Consider the following 18,527-nt stretch of genomic DNA (forward strand, 5'->3'; position numbering starts at 1 on the left):
TGCTGCCGCGCTTACCGAGCAACTAAGGAGAACGTGATGTCACGCATCGCGAAGGCAGCCGGTGTGGCTCTCGGCACGGGTGCCATCGTCCTCAGCGGAGCCGGCCTGGCCATGGCGGACGCGGACGCCCTGGGGGCGGCCGCCGAATCGCCGGGCGTGCTGTCGGGCAACGTCGTCCAGGTCCCGGTCAACATCCCGGTCAACGTGTGCGGGAACACGGTCGACGTGATCGGGCTGCTGAACCCGGCCTTCGGCAACATCTGCGAGAACAACGGCGACAGCAGCACCAAGGACAAGGCCCTCGACGGCTACGGCAGCTGAGACGCCGTACCCCACGGGGCACTGACGAGCGCACCTCACGAGGTTCCGGTCAGTGCCCCCGGGGTGCCTTCCGTACCTCATGAGCCCCGGCACCCCCGAGCGCCGGGGCTCCTGTGTGTCCTGGCCGGCTCACCCGTACCGGTAGAACCGCCCGTGGTCCTCCAGCTGATCCGGCGTCACGCTCCACGGCGGCATCGCCTGGTGCCGCGCCACCACCCGCCCGCGCTGGGCGTCGCCCTGCCCGAGCGGCGCGGCCGGCAGGTAGCGGTGGTTCCGGTGCCGCGCCTGCCAGCGGGACCACAGCAGGTCGACGTAGGCGTGGTGCAGCCAGAAGACCGGGTCGTTGACGGAGGCGCCGCCGACCATCACCCCGCCGACCCAGCGGTGCACCCGGTTGTGGTTCCTCCAGGAGACGCTGCCCCGCCCGGCGCCCCACCCCTCCAGCTTGTTCCGGAAGCCCTTCGAGACCGTGGAGTCCCACGGCGCGGCGTCGTAGACGGGATCCTTCAGCGCCGTCTCCACGTCACTCCTGGTCGGCAGCGCGATCGGGTCCCGCGCGCGGCCCAGGTCCCGGGTCAGGAACCGCACGTCCGAGACGTTCTCGTTCAGCCTCCAGTTGCCCGCGGCGTAAGCGAACGGGCCGGTGGTGACCTGCCGGTCGGACCGCCGCCCGTTGCCGCCCAGCAGGTCGGGCGTCCAGGGCACCGAGGTGGTCCCGCGGTCCCGGGTCCAGTCCCAGTACGGCACCGTCACCGACGGGTCGAGCCGCTGCAACGCCCGCTCCAGCTCCAGCAGGAACTGCCGGTGCCAGGGCAGGAAGGACGGCGCCATGTGGGCCGTACGCAGCCCCCGCTCGCCGTCGGCGACGTAGTACTCGATGTGCATCCGCACGAACTCGTCGTACTCGCCCCGCCGTTTCAGCCCCAGCAGCGCGTCGACGAACCGCCGCCTCTCACCGGGGGTCAGCGTGCTGACGTCCTTACGCGTGTACGCCATGGTGGGCCCCCTCCGTCAGCGGCAGCGCTCCCGTCGTACCCAGTTCGTCGACGGCCGCGCGGGCCGCCTCGCGCGGGGTGGGGTACGAGCAGTAGTGGTCGATCATGCTCAGCCAGGTGCCGTCGGCGCGGCGCATCAGATGCAGCGGCCGGCCGTCCACGGTGACCTGGCCCCCGCTCCCCCGGATCCGCCGGCCCCGGTACGTCTCGTCGAAGGTGTCGCCCAGGAGCTCGCCGGGGTCGCAGGCCGGCACCGCCAGCACGGCGGCCGACGCCAGCAGCCCCCGTACGACATCCCGTCGGGTGCCCCGCGCGACGGTACCCTCCGCCCCGGCGGCGACGTGGCGCCGCGGCCCCGCACCGCCCCCCGCAGCCCCCGGTCTCACGGCCCCGCCGCCCCCCGCACCCTCCGCCACTCCGCCGCCGACGACCATCGTGTGCTCCTCCTCCGGTTCGGTTGTCGTACCGGAGTAACCGCGCGGCACCCCCGGCGGTCACCGTAGGCGCCCGGACGGAGCAGGCCCGGACGTCGTCGCCCGGGCCCGGTGGGCCCCTACAGGCCGGGACCCGCCATCAGGTTCGCGCCCGGAACCGTCTGCAACGCCGGTGCCAGCACGCCCACCTGGGGGAGCTTCGTCTCGGGCATGCCGAAGTTCTCGCCGTCGGGCGCGGTGAGCGGGGCGTCCACGTCCAGGCCCGGCGCCGCGGAGCGCAGGTCGGAGGCGGGCGCGGAGACGCCGATGTGGTCGAAGTCGTCACCGAGGGCCCGCGGCACCGGCGCGCGCAGGTCCGCGCCGGGCAGCCCGCCCCTGACCGGCACCTGCGGCAGCACCCGCTCGGGGAGGAAGCGGCCCTCGACGTACCGCGGGCCGTCGGGGACACCCGGCTTGGGCGCCGGGACGTCGGCGGCGATCTGCGGCAGTTCCATACCGAGGGCGGTCTCGGCTCCCTCCAGCGGCACGGGAACGGGGACAGCGGCGGCGGGTGCCGCGGCGGCACCGGTCGCGGCGGCCGCCACACACGTGAGCACTGCGGCGAGGGTTCCTCGGGTGGTCGACTTCATCTCGGGTGCGGTCCCTTTCGGAGAATCGGGGGCTGTGCGTGCGTACCGATCAACGAGCCGGGAAACAGCACCAGCGCACAATTCGCCCGACTGCCGCAGTAGTACGAGATTCAGCTCGTCCAGAAGTCCCACCAGCGCGTCAGGATGAGCATCCCGACGATTCCGAGGTGCAGGGCGACCACCAGCCACGTGTACTCGTCGAAGAACGTCCGCAACCAGCGCGGAACACGCAGGAATTCCTGCCGCACGGTGTACGACGTCACGTACCAGAACAGCGGAATGGTCGCCGCCCACGCCAGCGCGCACCACAGGCACAGCGCGTTGATCCGGTACAGGGACTCGAACTGGAGCCAGGACACGAATCCCACACCGAACAGGCAGCCCGCGTCGAACGTCAGCCAGAACCAGCGGGGGAAGACCGCGCCGGCCAGCAGGCCGACGCCGACGCAGATCACGACGGCGTAGGCGACCAGCCCCAGCATCGGGTTGGGGAACCCGAAGGCGGCGGCCTGGTCGCTCTCCATGACGCTGCCGCAGGACACCACCGGGTTGAGGCTGCATCCCGGGGTGAAGTCGGGGTCCTCCAGCAACTTGAACTTGTCCAGGGTGATGACCCACGAGGCCAGCAGCCCGGCCGCTCCGGTGACCACCAGCAGCAGGGCGAAGGCACGGCTCGCGCCCGCGGTCCCGGTCCCGCGCGCGTGCTGCCCGACGCGCGCCCTCACTGACGCAGGCTGCGTGCGGGCAGGAGCAGGTGCGCGGAGGCCTGCACGGTCTCCTCGGACGTGACGAACGCACGCAGCGCGTCCGGGGTGACGGCCTTGCCGACCTGGGCCTCGGGCCAGGGGCGTGCGGTGAACAACAGGTAGGCGTAGCCGCGTTTGGCCACGGCGGCCAGCCAGGCGGGCTGCACGGGGCACTGGGTGTTGAGGCGCGGCATGGTGACGACGGCCTGGCCGGCCACGACGAGCAGGGTGACCGGGAGGCTCGGCCGGGTGCCGCCGTCGATCAGGTCGTCGCCGAGGGGCAGTCCGGCGTCGCCCAGCAGCCGTTCGACGGCGGCGCGCGACGCGTCGGGACCGTCGGGGCCGTCGCCCCGGGAGCAGGCGAGGAGATAGGGCATGTCCTTGCCGTCCTCGACCTTTCCGGTCCACGGCATGATGACGAGCGTGCCCAGGTCGGCGGGGTGGAACGGGCGGGCTTCGCTGGGGGTTGTGGTCACCGCGCGACCATATCCACGGGCCCGGCCGTGCCCGCCCCGTTGTCACCCGGGCGGCCCAGGGCCCCCACGGCGTCCACCCGAACGAGGGACGCCCCCGACACCGCGCGAAAGGGCCGATTCCGGTGGGAACGGAATCGGCCCTTTCGTGAACTGTCCTGTCGGCGCGCCGCCCGCCCGGGAGCGCGCCCCGAGGCCGCGTACGGCGTCCCGGCGGACGTCAGTGCTTGACCGGCAGACCACCCAGCAGCCCGCCCTTGTTCAGGGTGGTGGTGGTGTCCTTCACGGTGCTGAGCGCCGAGTCCTTGTTCTCGGTGTCGAGCGCCCGCGACTGGTGCTTGAGCGGCATGACGTCGATGGGTTCCGCGGTGAGCTTGTTCACGGCGCCGTTGAGGCTGGTGGGCGCGACGTCGGCGGGGTCGTACGCGGCGAACGCGGGGGCGGCGGCACCCGTGGCGACCAGGGACCCGGCAACGACAGCGGCAGCCTTCAGCGACTTCATCGTTTTCCTTTCGTCGGCGACCGGTGTCGCCGCAGGGAATTCTGACGTCGTGCCCAACGATTCCCGAAAGGCGCGGAAACGGCGTTCCGCTTCCTCATATAACAGCCGTTTTCCAGGCCACCGCGGCGCCCGGGACCGCGGTCCTCAGGAGGCGGACGCCTCCACCGGCAGGCTCGGCACCGGCAGCCCGGCGGCGGCCAGGAGGTCGGTGAGGAGGTCCAGCAGTCCGGTGATCACGTCCGTGGCCGCCGGGACCACCTCGCCGGCCACGCCGGAGGTCGCCGCGTCGAGCAGCTCGTCGATCAGCTTCTCCAGCTCGCTGATCGTGTCCTCCGTGACGTCGGCGGACGGCATGTCGATGTCGTCGTCGACCGGCGCCGGCAGGGTCGTCGCGGGAACGCTCGTGGCCGGCAGGGTGGCCGCCGGAGTCGGGGCGGCGGGGGTGCCGGGAGCCGACGGGACGGCCGGGGCCGACGGAGCCGCGGGAAGCGAGGGCGCCTGCGGGGTGGACGGCGCGGCGGACGGCGCCGGCGTGACCGTCGACGGCGTCGTCGCCGACATCTCCGCCATGAACTCCTCGATCGCCTCCTGCACGGAGTCCTCGAGCGCGGTCGCCTGGTCCTCCGTCAGCTGACCTCCCTCGGCGGTGAGGACGGTGTCGAGCAGGTCGGCGACCGGGGCGAACGCGGGGTCGAGGCCGGCGAGGTACTCGATCTGGGGGATCAGGTCCTCCGCGCCGGGGACGGGGGTGGAGGTGCGCGACCGGGCCGAGTCGTGGTCCGCCGCCACGGCGACGGGGGCGGCGATGCCGAGGACGAGGGCGGCGCAGAGCGCGGAGGACGCGAGACGCCGTGCGGGCAGACCACGCATGAGCGTTCCTTTCGATGGTGCGTCGGGGACTGCGTCCACCGTGCGAGTGACCGTCACGGCTCGCAACCGGTCAGGCACCCTGCGCGACCCGCCGGGCTCCCGCATCACCGCTGGTGGGACGGTGCGCCGGGCACCGCGTGCCGGACCGTTCCACCCGTGCCCCATTCGTGGCACGACATGACGAACCGGCCGCCCTCCCGTCAGGGAGAGCGGCCGGCCGGGGAGTTGCTGCGACGTCAGTCGTTCTCGCACTCGTTGCCGAACGCCGGGTTCAGCAGGCCGATGACGTCGACCGTGTTGCCGCAGACGTTGACCGGGACGTGCACGGGAACCTGGAGGACGTTGCCCGACAGCACGCCCGGGGAGTGGGCGGCGGCGGCCTGGGCGCCGCTGTCGGCGGCGGCCACGCCGGCGGTGCCGGCCGCCGTGGCGGCGGCGACGGAGGTCAGGACCAGGCCCTTCGCGATACGCGACATGGAGAGGTGCTCCTTGGAGTTGACACAAACATCCGGGCGGATACCCGGCGCTGTGTCAACGCGCGGGCCGCGCCGGAGTTCTGCCACCAATGGGGTGATCTCTGCTCGAAGTGACGTTCACGAATCCGACACACATGCCCGGTTTCGGATGGTTCATGGGGGTAGCGACTAGAGTTTCGGACCGTCCGACGCCCCCTTGTAGCCCGCCTTTCGAAAGGGCCCCGCGGCCATGCGCAATTCCCCGGGTTCGCTGCTGCGCCGCGCGACGCCGCCGGCCGCGAAGGGGAAGCGGCCGGGCCTCTCCCGCCCCACCCTCCGCGCGTTCCTCGACCGCTCAGGTGTCGGACCGTTCACCTGCAACGGTGATCGCACCCCCGCCCCGGCGTCACCCTCCGTGTCCGGGGGCGACTTCACCGATTCCGTCGTGCCTCACGGTGACGTGCGGAATCCGCCGATCGGCGCAGGGGCGGCCGGACAGGTCACGTCGCCCGTGAACACGCTCGGCCACGATGCGGACGTGTTCGGTCCGCCTGGGGGTTTCCGATCAAACGATAACCAGTCGGCCGCCCGCCTCGTTTCCCACCGGGACGCGGCCCGGGCCGGTGTGCTCTTCGTCGCCGCCGACATCCGGCCGTGAGGCGCGTACCCGCCCGTCCAGCGTCATCCGTGAGCGAGGAAACCGCGCAATGCACCAGTCAGCCACCGACCCCCGGCCACGGGTCCTCCACCTCACGCAGCCCGTCGACGGCGGGGTCGCACGCGTGGTCGCGGACCTGACCCGGGCCCAGCTCGCGGCCGGACTCGGGGTCACGGTCGCCTGCCCGGACAGCGGGCTGAGCGACATACTCCGGCGACTGGGCGCGGACGTACGGCCCTGGCAGGCGGCACGCGCGCCGGGGGCGTCGCTCGCCGGCGAGGTGCGCCGGCTGCGGCGGCTGGTCCGGGACGTGCGGCCGGATCTGGTGCACGCGCACAGCGCCAAGGCCGGACTGGCCGGGCGGATCGCCGTGCGGGGCCGGATCCCGACCGTGTTCCAGCCGCACGCCTGGTCGTTCGAGGCGGTCGGCGGGACGACGGCCGCGCTGGCGCTGAAGTGGGAGCGGTTCGGGGCGCGGTGGGCGCACCGGACGGTGTGCGTGAGCGAGGCGGAGTGCCGGACCGGGCTGCGGGCCGGGATCCACGCCCGCTGGACGGTCGTACCGAACGGGATCGACACCGAGCACTTCCGTCCGGCCGCCGCCGCCACCGTGCGGGCCGCGCTCCGCGCGGACGTCGCTCCGCGGGCGCCGCTGGTGGTCTGCGTGGGGCGGCTGTGCCGGCAGAAGGGGCAGGACGTCCTGCTCGCCGCGTGGCCCTCGGTGGTGCGGCGGGTGCCGGGGGCGCGGCTGGCGCTGGTCGGCGACGGGCCCGACCGGGAACGGCTGCGCGGGCCCGAGCCGGTTCTGTTCGCCGGGGCGGTCCCCGATGCCGCGCCCTGGTACCAGGCGGCCGACGTCGTCGTACTGCCGTCGCGCTGGGAGGGCATGGCCTTGGCCCCGCTGGAGGCGATGGCGTGCGGCCGGCCGGTGGTGGCCACGGATGTGGACGGCGCCCGGGAGAGCCTGCCGCCCGGGCACGCACCGCGCTGTCTGGTGCCGCCGGAGGATCCGCCCGCGCTGGCCGACGCACTCACCGCGCTGCTGCTGGATGCGCCGCTGCGCGAAGCGCTCGGCCACGAGGGCCGACGGCACGTACGGGCCGCACACGACGTCCGGCACGCCGCCGGGGCGATGGGGGACGTGTACCGCGCGCTCCTCGGCACCGGGACGCCGGTACCGGCCGCGCCCACCGAGTACAGGGAGTCCATCCACTCGTGACTGCGGAAAGCACTGCGGAAAGCACGGTCCCCTCCCCCGGCGCCCAGCCACGGGACCACGGATTCCCGACCGTCCCGGTCGTGCCCACGCCCGCCAGGGGCGGCGGCGCCGGGTTCCCCTTCCCGGTCCGGCGGCCCGCCGCCCGGAGCGCCTCCCCGGTGCCGCTGTTCGGCGCCGATCTCGGCGCGGCCCTGCTGGGGGCGCTGACGCTCGGCCGGCCCGTCCTGATGGGCCTGCTGGTCGCCGGGGCCGTGCTGGTGCGCCCGCACGGTCCGCCCCGGCGCGGCCAGGGCGTGCTGGACGAACTGCCCACCGTCTGCGGGCGGATCGCGGTGGCGTGGCTGGCGCTCGGCGCGCTGGTCGCCGCGTACACCCCGCAGCACGCGCTGCCGGCCGGCACGCTGGCCCTCGGCTTCGCCGTGCACGCCGTCGCGGGCTGTGCGGGGCGCGCCCTGGTGCACTGGCGGCGCCGCGTCGCGCTGGTGCGCCAGCCGCGCGCCGCGCTGGTCGTCGGGCCCGGCGACACCGCCCAGCGGGTCGCCGCCGCCGTACTGCGTCACCCCCGGTGCGGGGTACGGCCGGTGGGAATCGTCGCCGACCACGCGGACGGCACCGAGGGACTGCCGGTGCTCACGACCGACGAGGAGGTCCAGCGGGCGCTCATCCAGAACGGCGTCCGGGACGTGCTGGTAGTCCACCCCACCGTGCGCAGCGAGCACGAGCCGCTGCTGCGCGGGCTGGCCGAGTCCGGGTGCGCGGTGTGGGAGCTGGACGCGGACTCGCCGTCCTACGAGGCCCGGGAGCAGCTCGCCGGGTACGCGTGCCGGCGCCTGGACCTGGGCGCCGGGCGGCGCACCGACGTCGGCAAGCGGGCGCTGGACATGGTGGTGTCCGGGGCGCTGCTGGTGGCGGTCAGCCCGCTGCTGCTGGCCTGCGCGCTGGCGTTGCGGATCGGTGGCGGGCCGGGCGTGGTGTTCCGTCAGGAGCGGATCGGCAAGGACGGCCGGACCTTCACGCTGCTGAAGCTGCGCACCCACCGCCCGGCCGACGAGCACGAGGCGGCGACCCGCTGGAGCGTGGCCAACGAGCACGACATGCCGTGGTTCTGCCGGTTCCTGCGCCGCACCTCGCTGGACGAGCTGCTCCAGTTGTGGAACGTCTTCCGCGGCGACATGAGCCTGGTCGGACCGCGGCCCGAGCGCCCCTTCTTCGTCACCCAGTTCAGCCAGGCCCACCCCGGCTACGCGGCGCGTCACCGCATGCCGGCCGGCATCACCGGGCTCGCACAGGTCAACGGCCTGCGCGGCGACACCTCGATCGAGGACCGGGCCCGGTTCGACAACGCGTACATCGACAACTGGTCGCTGTGGCAGGACGTCTGCATCCTGCTGCGCACGGCTGCCGCGCTCGTCCGCGCGACGGGGAGCTGAACGCCGATGAGTCTCGCTGCGCCGGCCGTGCGGGCCCGGGCCCTGTCCCCCGTCCTGCCCGTCGTGGCCGTGGTCGTCCTGGTCGGGCTGCCGCTCGCACCGGGAAGCGGCGGCGCCACCCCGGCCGACGCGGTCTCCGCGCTGGTGGTCGGCTTCTGTGTGCTGCGGCTGCTGCGGCAGCGGCGGCGTCCGCTGTCCCGTACGGCCGCCGTGATCCTCGGGCTGCCCGTGGTGGGGCTCGCCGTGGCGGCGACGGGAGCGGTCTCGCCGGAGGCGGGTCTGGCCGGGATGGGCCGCTACCTCCAGGTGTTCGTGCTGGTGCCGGCCGCGGTGCTGCTGCTGATCCGCGACCGGGCCGACTTCCGGCTGCTCACCTGGTCGCTGGTGGCGCTCGCCGGCTGGCAGGGGGCGGTCGGCGTGCACCAGTACGTCACCGCGACCGGCGCCTCCTACCAGGGGCAGCCGATCCGGGCGGTGGGCACCTTCGGGCCGCAGGACGTCATGGGGATGGCGAGCGTGGTGTCGTTCGGGGTGGTGTGCGCGGTCGGGCTCGCGCTCGGGCGGGCACCGCTGCGGCAGCGGCTGATCGCCGTCGGGTGCGGGCTGGCGCTGCTGGTGCCGCTCGCGCTGTCCTTCAGCCGGGGCGCGTGGATCGCGACCGCCGTGACCTGCGCGGTGCAGCTGGCGCTGGCCGGGATGCGGCGGGCGCTGCGGGCGGGCGCGATGATCGCCGCGGCCGGGGTGGTCCTGGTCGGCGGCTTCGGGGTCGGGACGGCGCTGCTCCAGGAGCGGATCACCAGCATCACCCAGGTGGCCGACGCGCCCGACCAGTCGGTCACCGACCGGTACACCATGTGGGCGGCGGCGACCGGCATGTGGCGCGAACAGCCGCTGACCGGGGTGGGGTTGAAGGGCTTTCCGGAGTACCGGGACGCCCACGCGTCGCTGGCGCTGTCCGCGGCCAGCGACACCGAGGGCGCCGGCGCGGCCTTCCGCAGACAGCCGCTGCTGTCCCCGCACAACATGTATCTGCTGGTCCTCAGCGAGCAGGGGCTGATCGGGCTGCTGGCCCTCGCCGGGAGCTGGCTCGCGCTGCTGGTGTGCGCGCTGCGAGGGCTCGCCGGGGCCCGGCGCGCCGACGGGCGCGGGCTCGACTGCGCGCTGGTGGCCTGCGGGCTGCTGGTCTGGCAGCTGACCGACTTCGCGTACGCCGACATCGGCGGCCCCTCCACCGTGCTGACCGCCCTCTGTCTCGGCCTCGCGGCCTGGTGGGCGCTGGTCGGCGGGCGCGCCGAGCAGGCGCCGGCCGAGCACCCGGGGCCTGTCCTCGCCGACGTGCGGCCGAAGGGGGCGCACGCGCGATGAACGTGACGCCTCCGCGCACTCCCGGGGCCGCGCAGCCCACCGTGCCCTCCGCACGCACCGCGCCGCCGACCGAGGGCGGCACCGAACCGGCCCCGGCCTCCCGCGGCTTCCTCGCCAAGGCGGCCCTGATCACCGCGGCGCTCTCCGTCGCCGGCGCGCTGCTGGGGCTCGCGCGGGACCAGGCGCTGGCCCGGCTGTTCGGGGCGGGCAGCGAGACGGACGCCTTCCTGGTCGCCTGGACGGTGCCGGAGTTCGCGGCCACCCTGCTGATCGAGGACGGGCTGGCCCTCGTCCTGATCCCGGCGTTCAGCCTGGCGCTGTCCCGGCGGGCGCGGGGCGCGCCCGGTGACCCGGTGCGGGCGCTGGTGGCCACCACCCTGCCCCGGCTCTCGCTCGCCCTGATCACCTCCGGGGGCCTGGTCGTCGTCGGTGCCCCCTTCCTGGTCGGCGCCCTCGCCCCCGGCCTTACCGACCCCGGTCTCGCCGTCGACTGCACCCGGCTCACCGCGACCTGCGTCGTGACCTTCGGGCTCGCCGGGTACTGCAGCGCCGCGCTGCGGGCGCACCGCAGATTCCTGGCGCCGGCGGCGATCTACGTCGCCTACAACACCGGCATCATCACGACGATGCTCGTGCTCAGCGGGCGGTGGGGGGTGCGCTCGGCGGCGCTCGGGGTCGCGGTGGGCGGCTGCCTGATGGTGGCGTTGCAACTTCCGTCGCTGTGGCGGCAGTTGCGTGGGAGGAGTGCCGGCGGCCCGGCGGAGGAGGACGGCGAGGCGCAGCGCCGGATGGGGCTCGCGCTGGTCTGCGCGGTGCTGCTGTTCTCGCTGTGCCGGCAGTCCCAGGTCCTCATCGAGCGGTTCCTCGCCTCGCACCTCGACGCCGGCGCCATCTCGCACCTGAACTACGCCCAGAAGGTGGCGCAGATCCCGATGACGCTGTCGCTGATGCTGGTCACGGTCACCTTCCCGGTGGTCGCGCGGGCCCTGGCCGACGGTGACGGCGAGCGGGCCCGCGACCGGGTCGAGCGGGATCTGGCGCTCGCCGCGTGCATCGTCCTGCTCGGTGCCGCGACGGTCGTCGCGTGCGGACCGCAGATGATCGAACTCCTCTTCCAGCGGGGCGCGTTCACGGCGCGGGACACGGCGGCGACGGCGGAGGTCATGCGGGTGTACGCCCTCGGCCTGCTCGGCCAGACCCTGGTCGGCGCCCTGGTCCGCACGTACTTCTCGGACGGCCGCCCGAGCTGGTACCCGCTGGCCGCGATGGCGGCGGGCGTCGCCGCGACGGGCGGCATCGGGGCCTGCACGGTGGGGCTGTGGGGGGTGAGCGGCATCGCCGCGGCGAACGCGGCGGGCATCACCCTGACCGCCGGGATGCTGCTCGGCGGCGCGCGGGCACGGCGCGGACGTCGCGCCCCGAACGGCGACACCCCGCCCGACGCACCGACCGCACCCGATGCACCGACCCCCACCGACGCGGCCACCTCATCCACCTCGCCCGCGCCCACCGCCCGCACCGTCGTCCCGCTCCGCCTCCGCCACGTCCTCGCGGACCTCGGCCGGCCGATCGTCGCCGCCGCCGGCGCGACCGTCGCCGGTGCCTTCGCCGCGAGCCGGTTCGAGGCGCCGCTGCCCGGGCTGCTCCTCGGCTGCCTCACGGTCGCCGTGGTCTTCGTGCTGCTCGGCCGGGCGCTGGGCGAGCAGGGCGTCGTGTCCGCGCTCCGTTCCGTACGTTCCGTGACCCGGAGGCTTGCCCATGCCCGTTCCCGTTGACGCCGGCACGCGTGCCGTCCGCGCCCCGGCCCCGGTCCCCTGGGTGGCGATGTACCACTCCGTCGGGGACTGCTCGGACGACCCCTACCGCATCACCGTCACCCCCGACCGCCTGGACCGCCAGCTCGCCTGGCTGCGCCGACGGGGGCTGCGGGGCGTGTCCGTGGCCCAGTTGCTCGCGGCCCGCGCCCGGGGGGAGGACCGCGGTCTGGTCGGGCTGACCTTCGACGACGGGTACGCCGACTTCGTCGACGCCGCCCTGCCGGTGCTGCGCCGGCACGGCTGCGGCGCCACCCTGTTCGTGCTGCCGGGCCGGCTCGGCGGCGACAACGCCTGGGATCCGCTCGGCCCGCGCAAGCGGCTGCTGACCGCCGACGGCATCCGGTCCGCGGCCGAACAGGGCGTCGAGATCGGCTCGCACGGGCTGACCCACGTCGACCTGACCCGGGCCGACGACGTCACGCTGACGGTGGAGACCGTCGAGAGCAGAGCGGCGCTCGCGGAGGTGACCGGTGCTCCGGTCGCCGGATTCTGCTACCCGTACGGCGCGCTCGACCGGCGGGCCGCCGACGCCGTGCGCGACGCCGGGTACGCGTACGCCTGCGCGATCGACCCCGGCACCCTCACCGGCCCGTACGCCCTGCCCCGGCTGCACATCGGGCAGAACGACACCGCCGTGCGCCTGCTGCTGAAGTACCGGCTGCACGGGCTGCGCCGGCGCCCGGTGGAGGGCGTGTGATGAAGGCTCTGCACATCATCACCGGCCTCGGCGTCGGGGGCGCCGAACAGCAACTGCGGCTGCTGCTGCGGCACCTGCCCGTCGACTGCGACGTGGTGACGCTCACCAACCCGGGCCCGGTCGCCGACGGCCTGATGGCCGACGGCGTCTCCGTCATCCACCTCGGCATGTCCGGCAACCGTGACCTCGGTGCCCTGCCCCGCCTCGCCCGCGTCATCCGCTCCGGCGGCTACGACCTGGTGCACACCCACCTCTACCGCGCCTGCGTCTACGGCCGGCTCGCCGCCCGCCTCGCCGGGGTCAGGGCGATCGTCGCGACCGAGCACTCCCTGGGCGAGACCCAGATGGAGGGCCGCCCCCTGACCGCCGGCGTCCGCGGGCTGTACCTGGCCGGTGAGCGCCTCGGCCGTGCCACGGTCGCCGTGTCCCCCACCGTCGCCGCCCGGCTGGAACACTGGGGCGTACCCGCCGCCCGGATCGCGGTCGTCCCGAACGGCGTCGACCTCGCCCGCTTCCTCTTCGACCCGGTGCAACGGCAGCGCACCCGCCAGCGGTTCGGTCTGCCGGACACCGCGTTCGTCATCGGCGCCGTCGGCCGCCTCACCGCGGGCAAGCGCTTCGACGTCGCCGTCCGGGCCCTGGCCCGGCTCCCCGAGGACCACTGGCTGCTGCTGGTCGGCGGCGGCCCCGAGGAGCACATGCTGCGCCGCACCGCGCACGAGGCCGGTGTCGCCGACCGCGTCCTGTTCACCGGTGAGCGCCCCTACGTGCCGGACGGGTCCCCCGGCCCCGACCTGCCGTCCCTGACCGCGGCGATGGACCTGCTGGTCTCCCCCTCCGCCGAGGAGGCGTTCGGGCTCGCCGTCATCGAGGCGCTGGCGGCCGGGCTGCCCGTCGTGCACGCCTCCTGCCCGGCGATCGAGGACCTGCCCGCGCAGACCGCTCCGCACGCCCGCCGGGTGACCGGCGGCGCCGAGGAGTTCGCCCGCGCCGTCGCCGAGGCCCGGGCGGCGGGACCGCGGCCCCGCACGCCCGCCGAGGCCGCCCTGCACTACTGCGTCACCCGCAGCGCCGCACAGCTCATGGATGTCTACGCGACCGCGACCGCCGCCCCGCGTGCGGCGGCACCCTCGTCACCGTCACCCCAGGGAGCCAGTTCGTGATGACCGACAACCTCAGCGGACAGCACCGCCAAGGCGGCCGGCCGGCCCGCGCCGGAAAGCTCCCGCCCTGGAGCCTGCTCGCGGCCGGTGTGGTCGCCGGGGGGCTGCTCGGCGGCGCGTACGGCGAGCTGACGGCGCCCGAGTACACCGCCACCAGCTACGTCGTCGCCGTGCCCGCCGCGAACTCCGACCCGGCCTCCGCGCTGGGCTTCGCGCAGGCCTACGGCCGGGTCGCCACGCAGGTGGCGGTGCTCGGGGACGCGCAGGTGTGGGCGGGCGTGCCGGTGCGCACCCTCCAGGACAGCGTGCGGACGGCGACCTCGCCGGACGCGCCGATGGTCGCGATCACCGCCACCTCCACCCGGCGGGACGTCGCCGCCGACATGGCCAACGCCGTGGCCCGCGCGCTGACCGGGCACGCGGACGACAGCTCGGACGCCACCAAGGTGGAGCTCCAGCAGTTCGCCCGCGCCACCAAGCCCGCCGAACCGTCCTCCGCGTCCACCCCGCTGACCGGCCTGGTCGGCGCGAGTGCGGGCGGTCTGCTCGGCGGGCTCGCCCTGCTGGTCCGGCCCCGGCGCGCCCAGGAAGGCACCGGGCCGGCCGCCTCCGTGCCGGGCCCGGCCGTCGCCGTCGACGCGCACCGAGCGCCGTGAAGCCCGCCTACCGCACGGAAGTCGTCACGGACGAGCCCGCCTTCGCCGGGCTCGCCCCGGTCTGGGGCCGGCTGTACGGGCGGTCGCCGCGCGCGACGCCGTTCCAGAGCCACGCCTGGCTGCACTCCTGGTGGCTGTCGTACGGCAGGCCCGGCCGGCTGCGGCTGGTGCTGGTGCACGCGGGCGGTGAACTCGTCGCGGCGGCCCCGCTGATGCGGGTGTCCCGGCCGCTGCCGGCGCTGGTGCCGCTCGGCGGGGCGATCTCCGACTACGCGGACGTCCTGCTCGACGAGGAGCACGGCGAGGCGGCGCTGACCGCGCTCACCGAGGGGCTCGCGGCGGCCGCGCGCACCGCGCTGATCGACCTGCGGGAGGTCCGGCCCGGTGCCGCCGCAGAGCAGGTGTACGCGCGGTGGGGCGGGCCGCGGCACCGGCTGGACGACTCCCCGTGCCTGGAGCTGCCCGCCGTGGCGATCGCGGACCTGATCGGCCGCCTGCCGTCGAAGTCCCAGCAGCGGGCGCGCGCCAAGCTGCGCAAGGTGCACGCGCTGGGCGTGGAGCGCGGTTGCGTCAAACCCGACGAGGTGGAAGGGGCCCTGGGGCGGCTGCTGGAACTGCACCGGTTGCAGTGGCAGGGCCGGAAGGTGACGTCGGAGCATCTGCTGCCCAGGTTCCGCGACCACCTGGTGCGGGCCGTCGCGGAGATGGTGCGCACCGGGGACGCGGTGGTCACCGAGTTCCGGCTGGACGGCGAGGTGGTGGCCGTCGATCTGACGCTGATGTCGCGCCGGCTGAGCGGCGGTTACCTGTACGGCGCGCACCCGAGGCTGCGGGAGGACAAGGCGGATGTGGCGTCGATGCTGCTGGAGGCCGGCGCCGAGCAGGCGCACGGCGCGGGGCTCGGCACGCTGAGCCTGCTGCGCGGCGACGAACCGTACAAGCACCACTGGCGTCCCGAGACCGTCGTCAACCAGCGGCTGCTGCTCGCCCGGCGGCGCTCGGCCCCGCTGCTGGCGGCGGCGGTGTGCGGCGCCGGAGCACGTCGCCGGGGCAAGGAACTGGTGCGCCGGCGGGAGGAGCGCGACGGTGGCGGCAGGTCCTGAGCGGGCCTGCCGCCGACGGCGGGCACGCTCAGCGCCCTCGCGACCACCAGTCGAGCCGCATGCACATCTTGCCGCCGAGCCAGTGCTCCACCCAGTCGCCCAGGTCCATGGGCGAGCAGTCGCCCGGGTCCGTGGCGGGCGGCGTCGCCGGGGGTGTGACCGACGGCGTGGGCGGAGCGGGCTGCGTCGGTCCCGTGGGCTGCGGGGACGGGGACTGCGGCGACGTGGCGTCGGTGCGGCCGGTGAGAAGCGCCCGGTACACCGCGGCGGAGCGCGGATTGTCGTCGCACTGCCAGACGCCGTGCGGGCAGTAGTCGGTCAGGGTGTTGTAGAGCGGCTTGTGCTCGTCCATCCAGGCGAGCATGCGGCGCATGTACTCCGGGTTGTCGCCGTTGCGGAAGAGTCCCCATTCGGGGTAGGAGATCTCCTTGCCGTGCGCCTTGGCGAAATCCACGTGGTCCTGGAGCCCGTAACGCTCTTTCACCTGTTCGTCGAAGGAGAGTCCGGCCGGCTGGTCGTACGCGTCCATTCCGATGATGTCGACCGTCGCGTCCCCCGGATAGCACTGCGTCCAGGGAATGGCGTCCCGGCCGCGCGACGGGGTGAAGTCGAATTGGAACTTCTGTCCGGGCACCGACCGCATGGTGGTGACGATCCTGTTCCAGTACTGCTTCCAGGCCTTCGGGTCGGGCCCGCACCGGTGGGTGTAGGTGATGCCGTTCATCTCCCAGCCGAGCACGATCACCGTGTCCGGGACCTTCAGCTCGACCAGGCGTTCGGCGAGCCTGCGGTAGTGCTGGTCGAACTGCCCGGCCGCCCCTTGTCGCAGCAGTCCGCGCACCTCGGAGTCGCGCACGCCCTCCTCGTTGCGCTCCATCATGGGGACGTTGAGGACGAACATCCGGTCGGCCTTGGCGCGTCGCCAGTCGGCCCACGACTCCAGGAAGCTCGGCGCCCCCTCGATGTTGCTCCACCGGTCGCCCGGCAGATAGGTGTGGCCGACGCGCAGCTCGGAACCGCCCAGCCAGCGGCTGAGCTCGGAGATCCGGGCCACGCCGCGCTCCGCGTAGTGGAGATAGGCCCCGAAGGCGGGGAACTGCTTTCCGGACGTCGTGGCCGCCGCGGGTGCCGTGGCCGCCGTCGGAGCCGTGGCCGCGGTGGGTGCCGTGGGCGCGGCGGGTGCGGTGGGTGCCGTGGGCGCGGTGGGTGCGGGGGTCGGCGGATCGCCGGTCACCCTCACCCCCAGGCCCAGGGCGAAACCGGGGCCGGTGGCCAGGGCGGCCGACGCGAGAACCGTCGCCGCGAGGCACGCCAGCCGCCGGGGCCGGGCCCGGCGATGCTGTGCGGCCATGCCTGCTCCTCTCTCCACTCCCGTGCGCCGTCCCACAGCTGACGCCTATTTGGGTGGACGGTGTCCGTGACGCATTTCCTGACGGCTTTCCACAGCCCGTTGTTGACACTCAGTCATATCAGTATGAATTCCGCCAGTGCGCAGGGGGCGTAAGAGTGCCCCGCTCGCCCGCACGGGTGAAACAACCGAAGGAAAAACACCGTGTCGCTGTTCGACACCCGGGTCCCCGTGGTCCTGCTGCGGATCGACCGGAATCCCTTTCACCACGGAACCCTGGGCGCCGTACGCTCGCTCGGCCGGGCGGGCGTGGACGTGCACGTCGTCGCCGACTGCGCCGGAAGTCCGGTCCGCACCTCCCGCTTCGTACGCCGGCTGCACACGCCACCGGGACCCGACGCGTCCCCCGACGACATCGCCGGGGTGCTGCGCCGGGTGGCCGCCGGGATCGCGCGGCCGTCCGTGCTGATCCCGATGGACGACGCGAGCGCCATCGCGGTGAGCGGGCTGCACGACGCGCTCACGCCCGCCTACCTGCTCCCCTCGCCGCCCGCCGGACTGCCCGAGCGCGTCGCCGACAAGGCCGAACTGGCGGGCATCTGCGCGTCCCTGGACCTGCCGCACCCCCGCACGCTGGTCCCGGCCACGTCCGAACAGGCCGCGCGGGCCGCCTGGCGCCTCGGACTGCCGGTGGTGGCGAAGTGGAGCCGCCCCTGGCTGCTGCCCACCGGCACCGGTCTGCGCAGCACCGCCCTGGTGCGCTCCACGCAGGAGGCCCGGGACCTGTACGAGCGGTCCGCGGAGGCGGGCAGCCGGCTGCTGCTGCAGGAGTTCCTGCCGCCGGGCCCGGACCGCGACTGGTTCTTCCACGGATACGCCGACCGTTTCGGCGCCGTCCGCGCGGGCGGCCCCGGCCGCAAACTGCACTCCTGGCCGCGCGCCGCCGGCCTCACGGCGGTCGGCGAGTGGACGGCCAACACCGAGGTGCGGGCCCTGGCCGAACGGCTCGTCGGCGCGCTCGGCTACCGCGGCATCCTGGACCTGGACTTCCGCCGGTGCGGCACGACCGGGCGCTACCACCTGCTCGACTTCAACCCACGCCCCGGAGCCCAGTTCCGGCTCTTCACCGACACCGCCGGAGTGGATGTCGTACGTGCCCTGCACCTGGACCTGACCCATCGCCCGCTGCCGGACGGCCGGGCGCGGCCGGGACGGGCGTTCGTGGTGGAGAACTACGCCCCGCTTCTCGTGCTCCGCCCCGCGCCCGGCGGCCGGGAGCTGGCCTGGCACGCCCGCGACGACCTCGCCCCCGGCCTCGCGATGAGCGCGCTGTGGACCCGCCATGTGCTGCGCAGGCTCCGGGCGCGGTTGCGGCCGAAGGCGACGGTGGAGGTGCGGCCCCGGGTCTCGCTGGTCCGGCAGGCGTCGCCCGCGGAGCCCCGCCCCGCCGACGTGTCCGGCGTCGTCCCCGGTCCGTCCGCGGCCCCCGGTCTCCCCGGAGCCCCCGGCCTCCCCCCGGGCGACGAGAGGGGCGAGACGGCGGTCAGCCGCTGAGGGGGCCGCTCGTGCGGGCGCCCCGGGCGACGGTGGTTCGTCGCCCGGGGCGCCCGGAACTACGCGTACCTGGTGCACGGGGTCTCCGGCAC

General features: G+C 74.6%; 20 protein-coding genes. 11 read left to right on the plus strand and 9 right to left on the minus strand.

The window, feature by feature from the left end; genetic code table 11:
* Positions 1-36 precede the first annotated feature (36 nt).
* Positions 37-321, plus strand: a complete 285-nt coding sequence (locus ACIP2X_RS33160) for a chaplin (protein ID WP_401680431.1) — start codon at positions 37-39, stop codon at positions 319-321.
* 129 nt (positions 322-450) lie between these two features.
* On the opposite strand, the gene ACIP2X_RS33165 is transcribed toward ACIP2X_RS33160, so the two are convergent.
* The 8 genes from ACIP2X_RS33165 to chpG all read right to left on the minus strand — a co-directional run bounded on the left by ACIP2X_RS33165 (position 451) and on the right by chpG (position 5,446).
* The gene (locus ACIP2X_RS33165; protein WP_401680435.1) at positions 451-1,317 is read right to left on the minus strand and encodes a tyrosinase family protein; all 867 of its coding nucleotides are present in this window, start codon (positions 1,315-1,317) and stop codon (positions 451-453) included.
* Positions 1,301-1,750, minus strand: a complete 450-nt coding sequence (locus tag ACIP2X_RS33170; protein WP_401680438.1) for a tyrosinase family oxidase copper chaperone — start codon at positions 1,748-1,750, stop codon at positions 1,301-1,303. Before ACIP2X_RS33170 ends, ACIP2X_RS33165 begins: the two co-directional genes overlap by 17 nt.
* Positions 1,751-1,869: 119 nt before the next feature.
* Positions 1,870-2,379, minus strand: coding sequence for a hypothetical protein (locus tag ACIP2X_RS33175; RefSeq protein WP_401680441.1), 510 nt, complete (start codon positions 2,377-2,379; stop codon positions 1,870-1,872).
* A 110-nt stretch (positions 2,380-2,489) separates the two neighbouring features.
* Positions 2,490-3,104 (minus strand): vitamin K epoxide reductase family protein, encoded by a 615-nt coding sequence (locus ACIP2X_RS33180; RefSeq protein WP_401680444.1) that lies wholly within the window; start codon positions 3,102-3,104, stop codon positions 2,490-2,492.
* Positions 3,101-3,601: a DUF5949 family protein gene (locus tag ACIP2X_RS33185; RefSeq protein ID WP_401680447.1), complete on the minus strand. Its 501-nt coding sequence runs from the start codon at positions 3,599-3,601 to the stop codon at positions 3,101-3,103. The genes ACIP2X_RS33180 and ACIP2X_RS33185 overlap by 4 nt, the downstream gene beginning before the upstream one ends.
* A gap of 217 nt (positions 3,602-3,818) precedes the next feature.
* Complete coding sequence (locus ACIP2X_RS33190; protein WP_401680449.1) at positions 3,819-4,100, minus strand: hypothetical protein; 282 nt, start codon at positions 4,098-4,100, stop codon at positions 3,819-3,821.
* Positions 4,101-4,244: 144 nt separating this feature from the next.
* Complete coding sequence (locus tag ACIP2X_RS33195; protein ID WP_401680452.1) at positions 4,245-4,970, minus strand: hypothetical protein; 726 nt, start codon at positions 4,968-4,970, stop codon at positions 4,245-4,247.
* Between the two features lie 236 nt (positions 4,971-5,206).
* The gene (gene chpG, locus ACIP2X_RS33200; protein WP_401680455.1) at positions 5,207-5,446 is read right to left on the minus strand and encodes a chaplin ChpG; all 240 of its coding nucleotides are present in this window, start codon (positions 5,444-5,446) and stop codon (positions 5,207-5,209) included.
* Positions 5,447-5,675: 229 nt separating this feature from the next.
* On the opposite strand from chpG, the gene ACIP2X_RS33205 reads away from it, so the two are divergent.
* From ACIP2X_RS33205 to ACIP2X_RS33245, 9 genes are read left to right on the plus strand one after another with little or no spacing between them, the layout of a single operon-like run.
* A complete protein-coding gene (locus ACIP2X_RS33205) occupies positions 5,676-6,083 on the plus strand; it encodes a hypothetical protein (protein ID WP_401680458.1) in 408 nt (135 codons plus the stop codon).
* 49 nt (positions 6,084-6,132) lie between these two features.
* Positions 6,133-7,302, plus strand: coding sequence for a glycosyltransferase family 4 protein (locus ACIP2X_RS33210; RefSeq protein WP_401680461.1), 1,170 nt, complete (start codon positions 6,133-6,135; stop codon positions 7,300-7,302).
* Positions 7,299-8,732: a sugar transferase gene (locus ACIP2X_RS33215; protein WP_401680464.1), complete on the plus strand. Its 1,434-nt coding sequence runs from the start codon at positions 7,299-7,301 to the stop codon at positions 8,730-8,732. The genes ACIP2X_RS33210 and ACIP2X_RS33215 overlap by 4 nt, the downstream gene beginning before the upstream one ends.
* Positions 8,733-8,738: 6 nt before the next feature.
* Positions 8,739-10,097 carry an O-antigen ligase family protein gene (locus tag ACIP2X_RS33220; RefSeq protein ID WP_401680467.1) on the plus strand — a complete coding sequence of 453 codons (1,359 nt, stop codon included), beginning with the start codon at positions 8,739-8,741 and terminating at the stop codon, positions 10,095-10,097.
* Positions 10,094-11,872, plus strand: a complete 1,779-nt coding sequence (locus ACIP2X_RS33225; protein ID WP_401680470.1) for a lipid II flippase MurJ — start codon at positions 10,094-10,096, stop codon at positions 11,870-11,872. Before ACIP2X_RS33220 ends, ACIP2X_RS33225 begins: the two co-directional genes overlap by 4 nt.
* Positions 11,856-12,611 carry a polysaccharide deacetylase family protein gene (locus ACIP2X_RS33230; RefSeq protein ID WP_401680473.1) on the plus strand — a complete coding sequence of 252 codons (756 nt, stop codon included), beginning with the start codon at positions 11,856-11,858 and terminating at the stop codon, positions 12,609-12,611. The genes ACIP2X_RS33225 and ACIP2X_RS33230 overlap by 17 nt, the downstream gene beginning before the upstream one ends.
* Positions 12,611-13,774, plus strand: coding sequence for a glycosyltransferase (locus ACIP2X_RS33235; RefSeq protein ID WP_401680475.1), 1,164 nt, complete (start codon positions 12,611-12,613; stop codon positions 13,772-13,774). The genes ACIP2X_RS33230 and ACIP2X_RS33235 overlap by 1 nt, the downstream gene beginning before the upstream one ends.
* Complete coding sequence (locus ACIP2X_RS33240) at positions 13,774-14,430, plus strand: lipopolysaccharide biosynthesis protein (RefSeq protein WP_401680478.1); 657 nt, start codon at positions 13,774-13,776, stop codon at positions 14,428-14,430. Before ACIP2X_RS33235 ends, ACIP2X_RS33240 begins: the two co-directional genes overlap by 1 nt.
* The gene (locus tag ACIP2X_RS33245) at positions 14,427-15,533 is read left to right on the plus strand and encodes a GNAT family N-acetyltransferase (protein WP_401680480.1); all 1,107 of its coding nucleotides are present in this window, start codon (positions 14,427-14,429) and stop codon (positions 15,531-15,533) included. Before ACIP2X_RS33240 ends, ACIP2X_RS33245 begins: the two co-directional genes overlap by 4 nt.
* A gap of 28 nt (positions 15,534-15,561) precedes the next feature.
* Here ACIP2X_RS33245 and ACIP2X_RS33250 read toward each other — a convergent pair whose 3' ends face one another.
* Positions 15,562-16,884 carry a glycoside hydrolase family 26 protein gene (locus tag ACIP2X_RS33250; protein WP_401680483.1) on the minus strand — a complete coding sequence of 441 codons (1,323 nt, stop codon included), beginning with the start codon at positions 16,882-16,884 and terminating at the stop codon, positions 15,562-15,564.
* Positions 16,885-17,085: 201 nt separating this feature from the next.
* Between ACIP2X_RS33250 and ACIP2X_RS33255 the strand changes: the two genes are divergently transcribed.
* Positions 17,086-18,435 carry an ATP-grasp domain-containing protein gene (locus ACIP2X_RS33255; RefSeq protein WP_401680486.1) on the plus strand — a complete coding sequence of 450 codons (1,350 nt, stop codon included), beginning with the start codon at positions 17,086-17,088 and terminating at the stop codon, positions 18,433-18,435.
* Positions 18,436-18,527 lie beyond the last annotated feature (92 nt).

Source organism: Streptomyces sp. NPDC089424 (assembly GCF_044749345.1).
GTDB lineage: Bacteria > Actinomycetota > Actinomycetes > Streptomycetales > Streptomycetaceae > Streptomyces.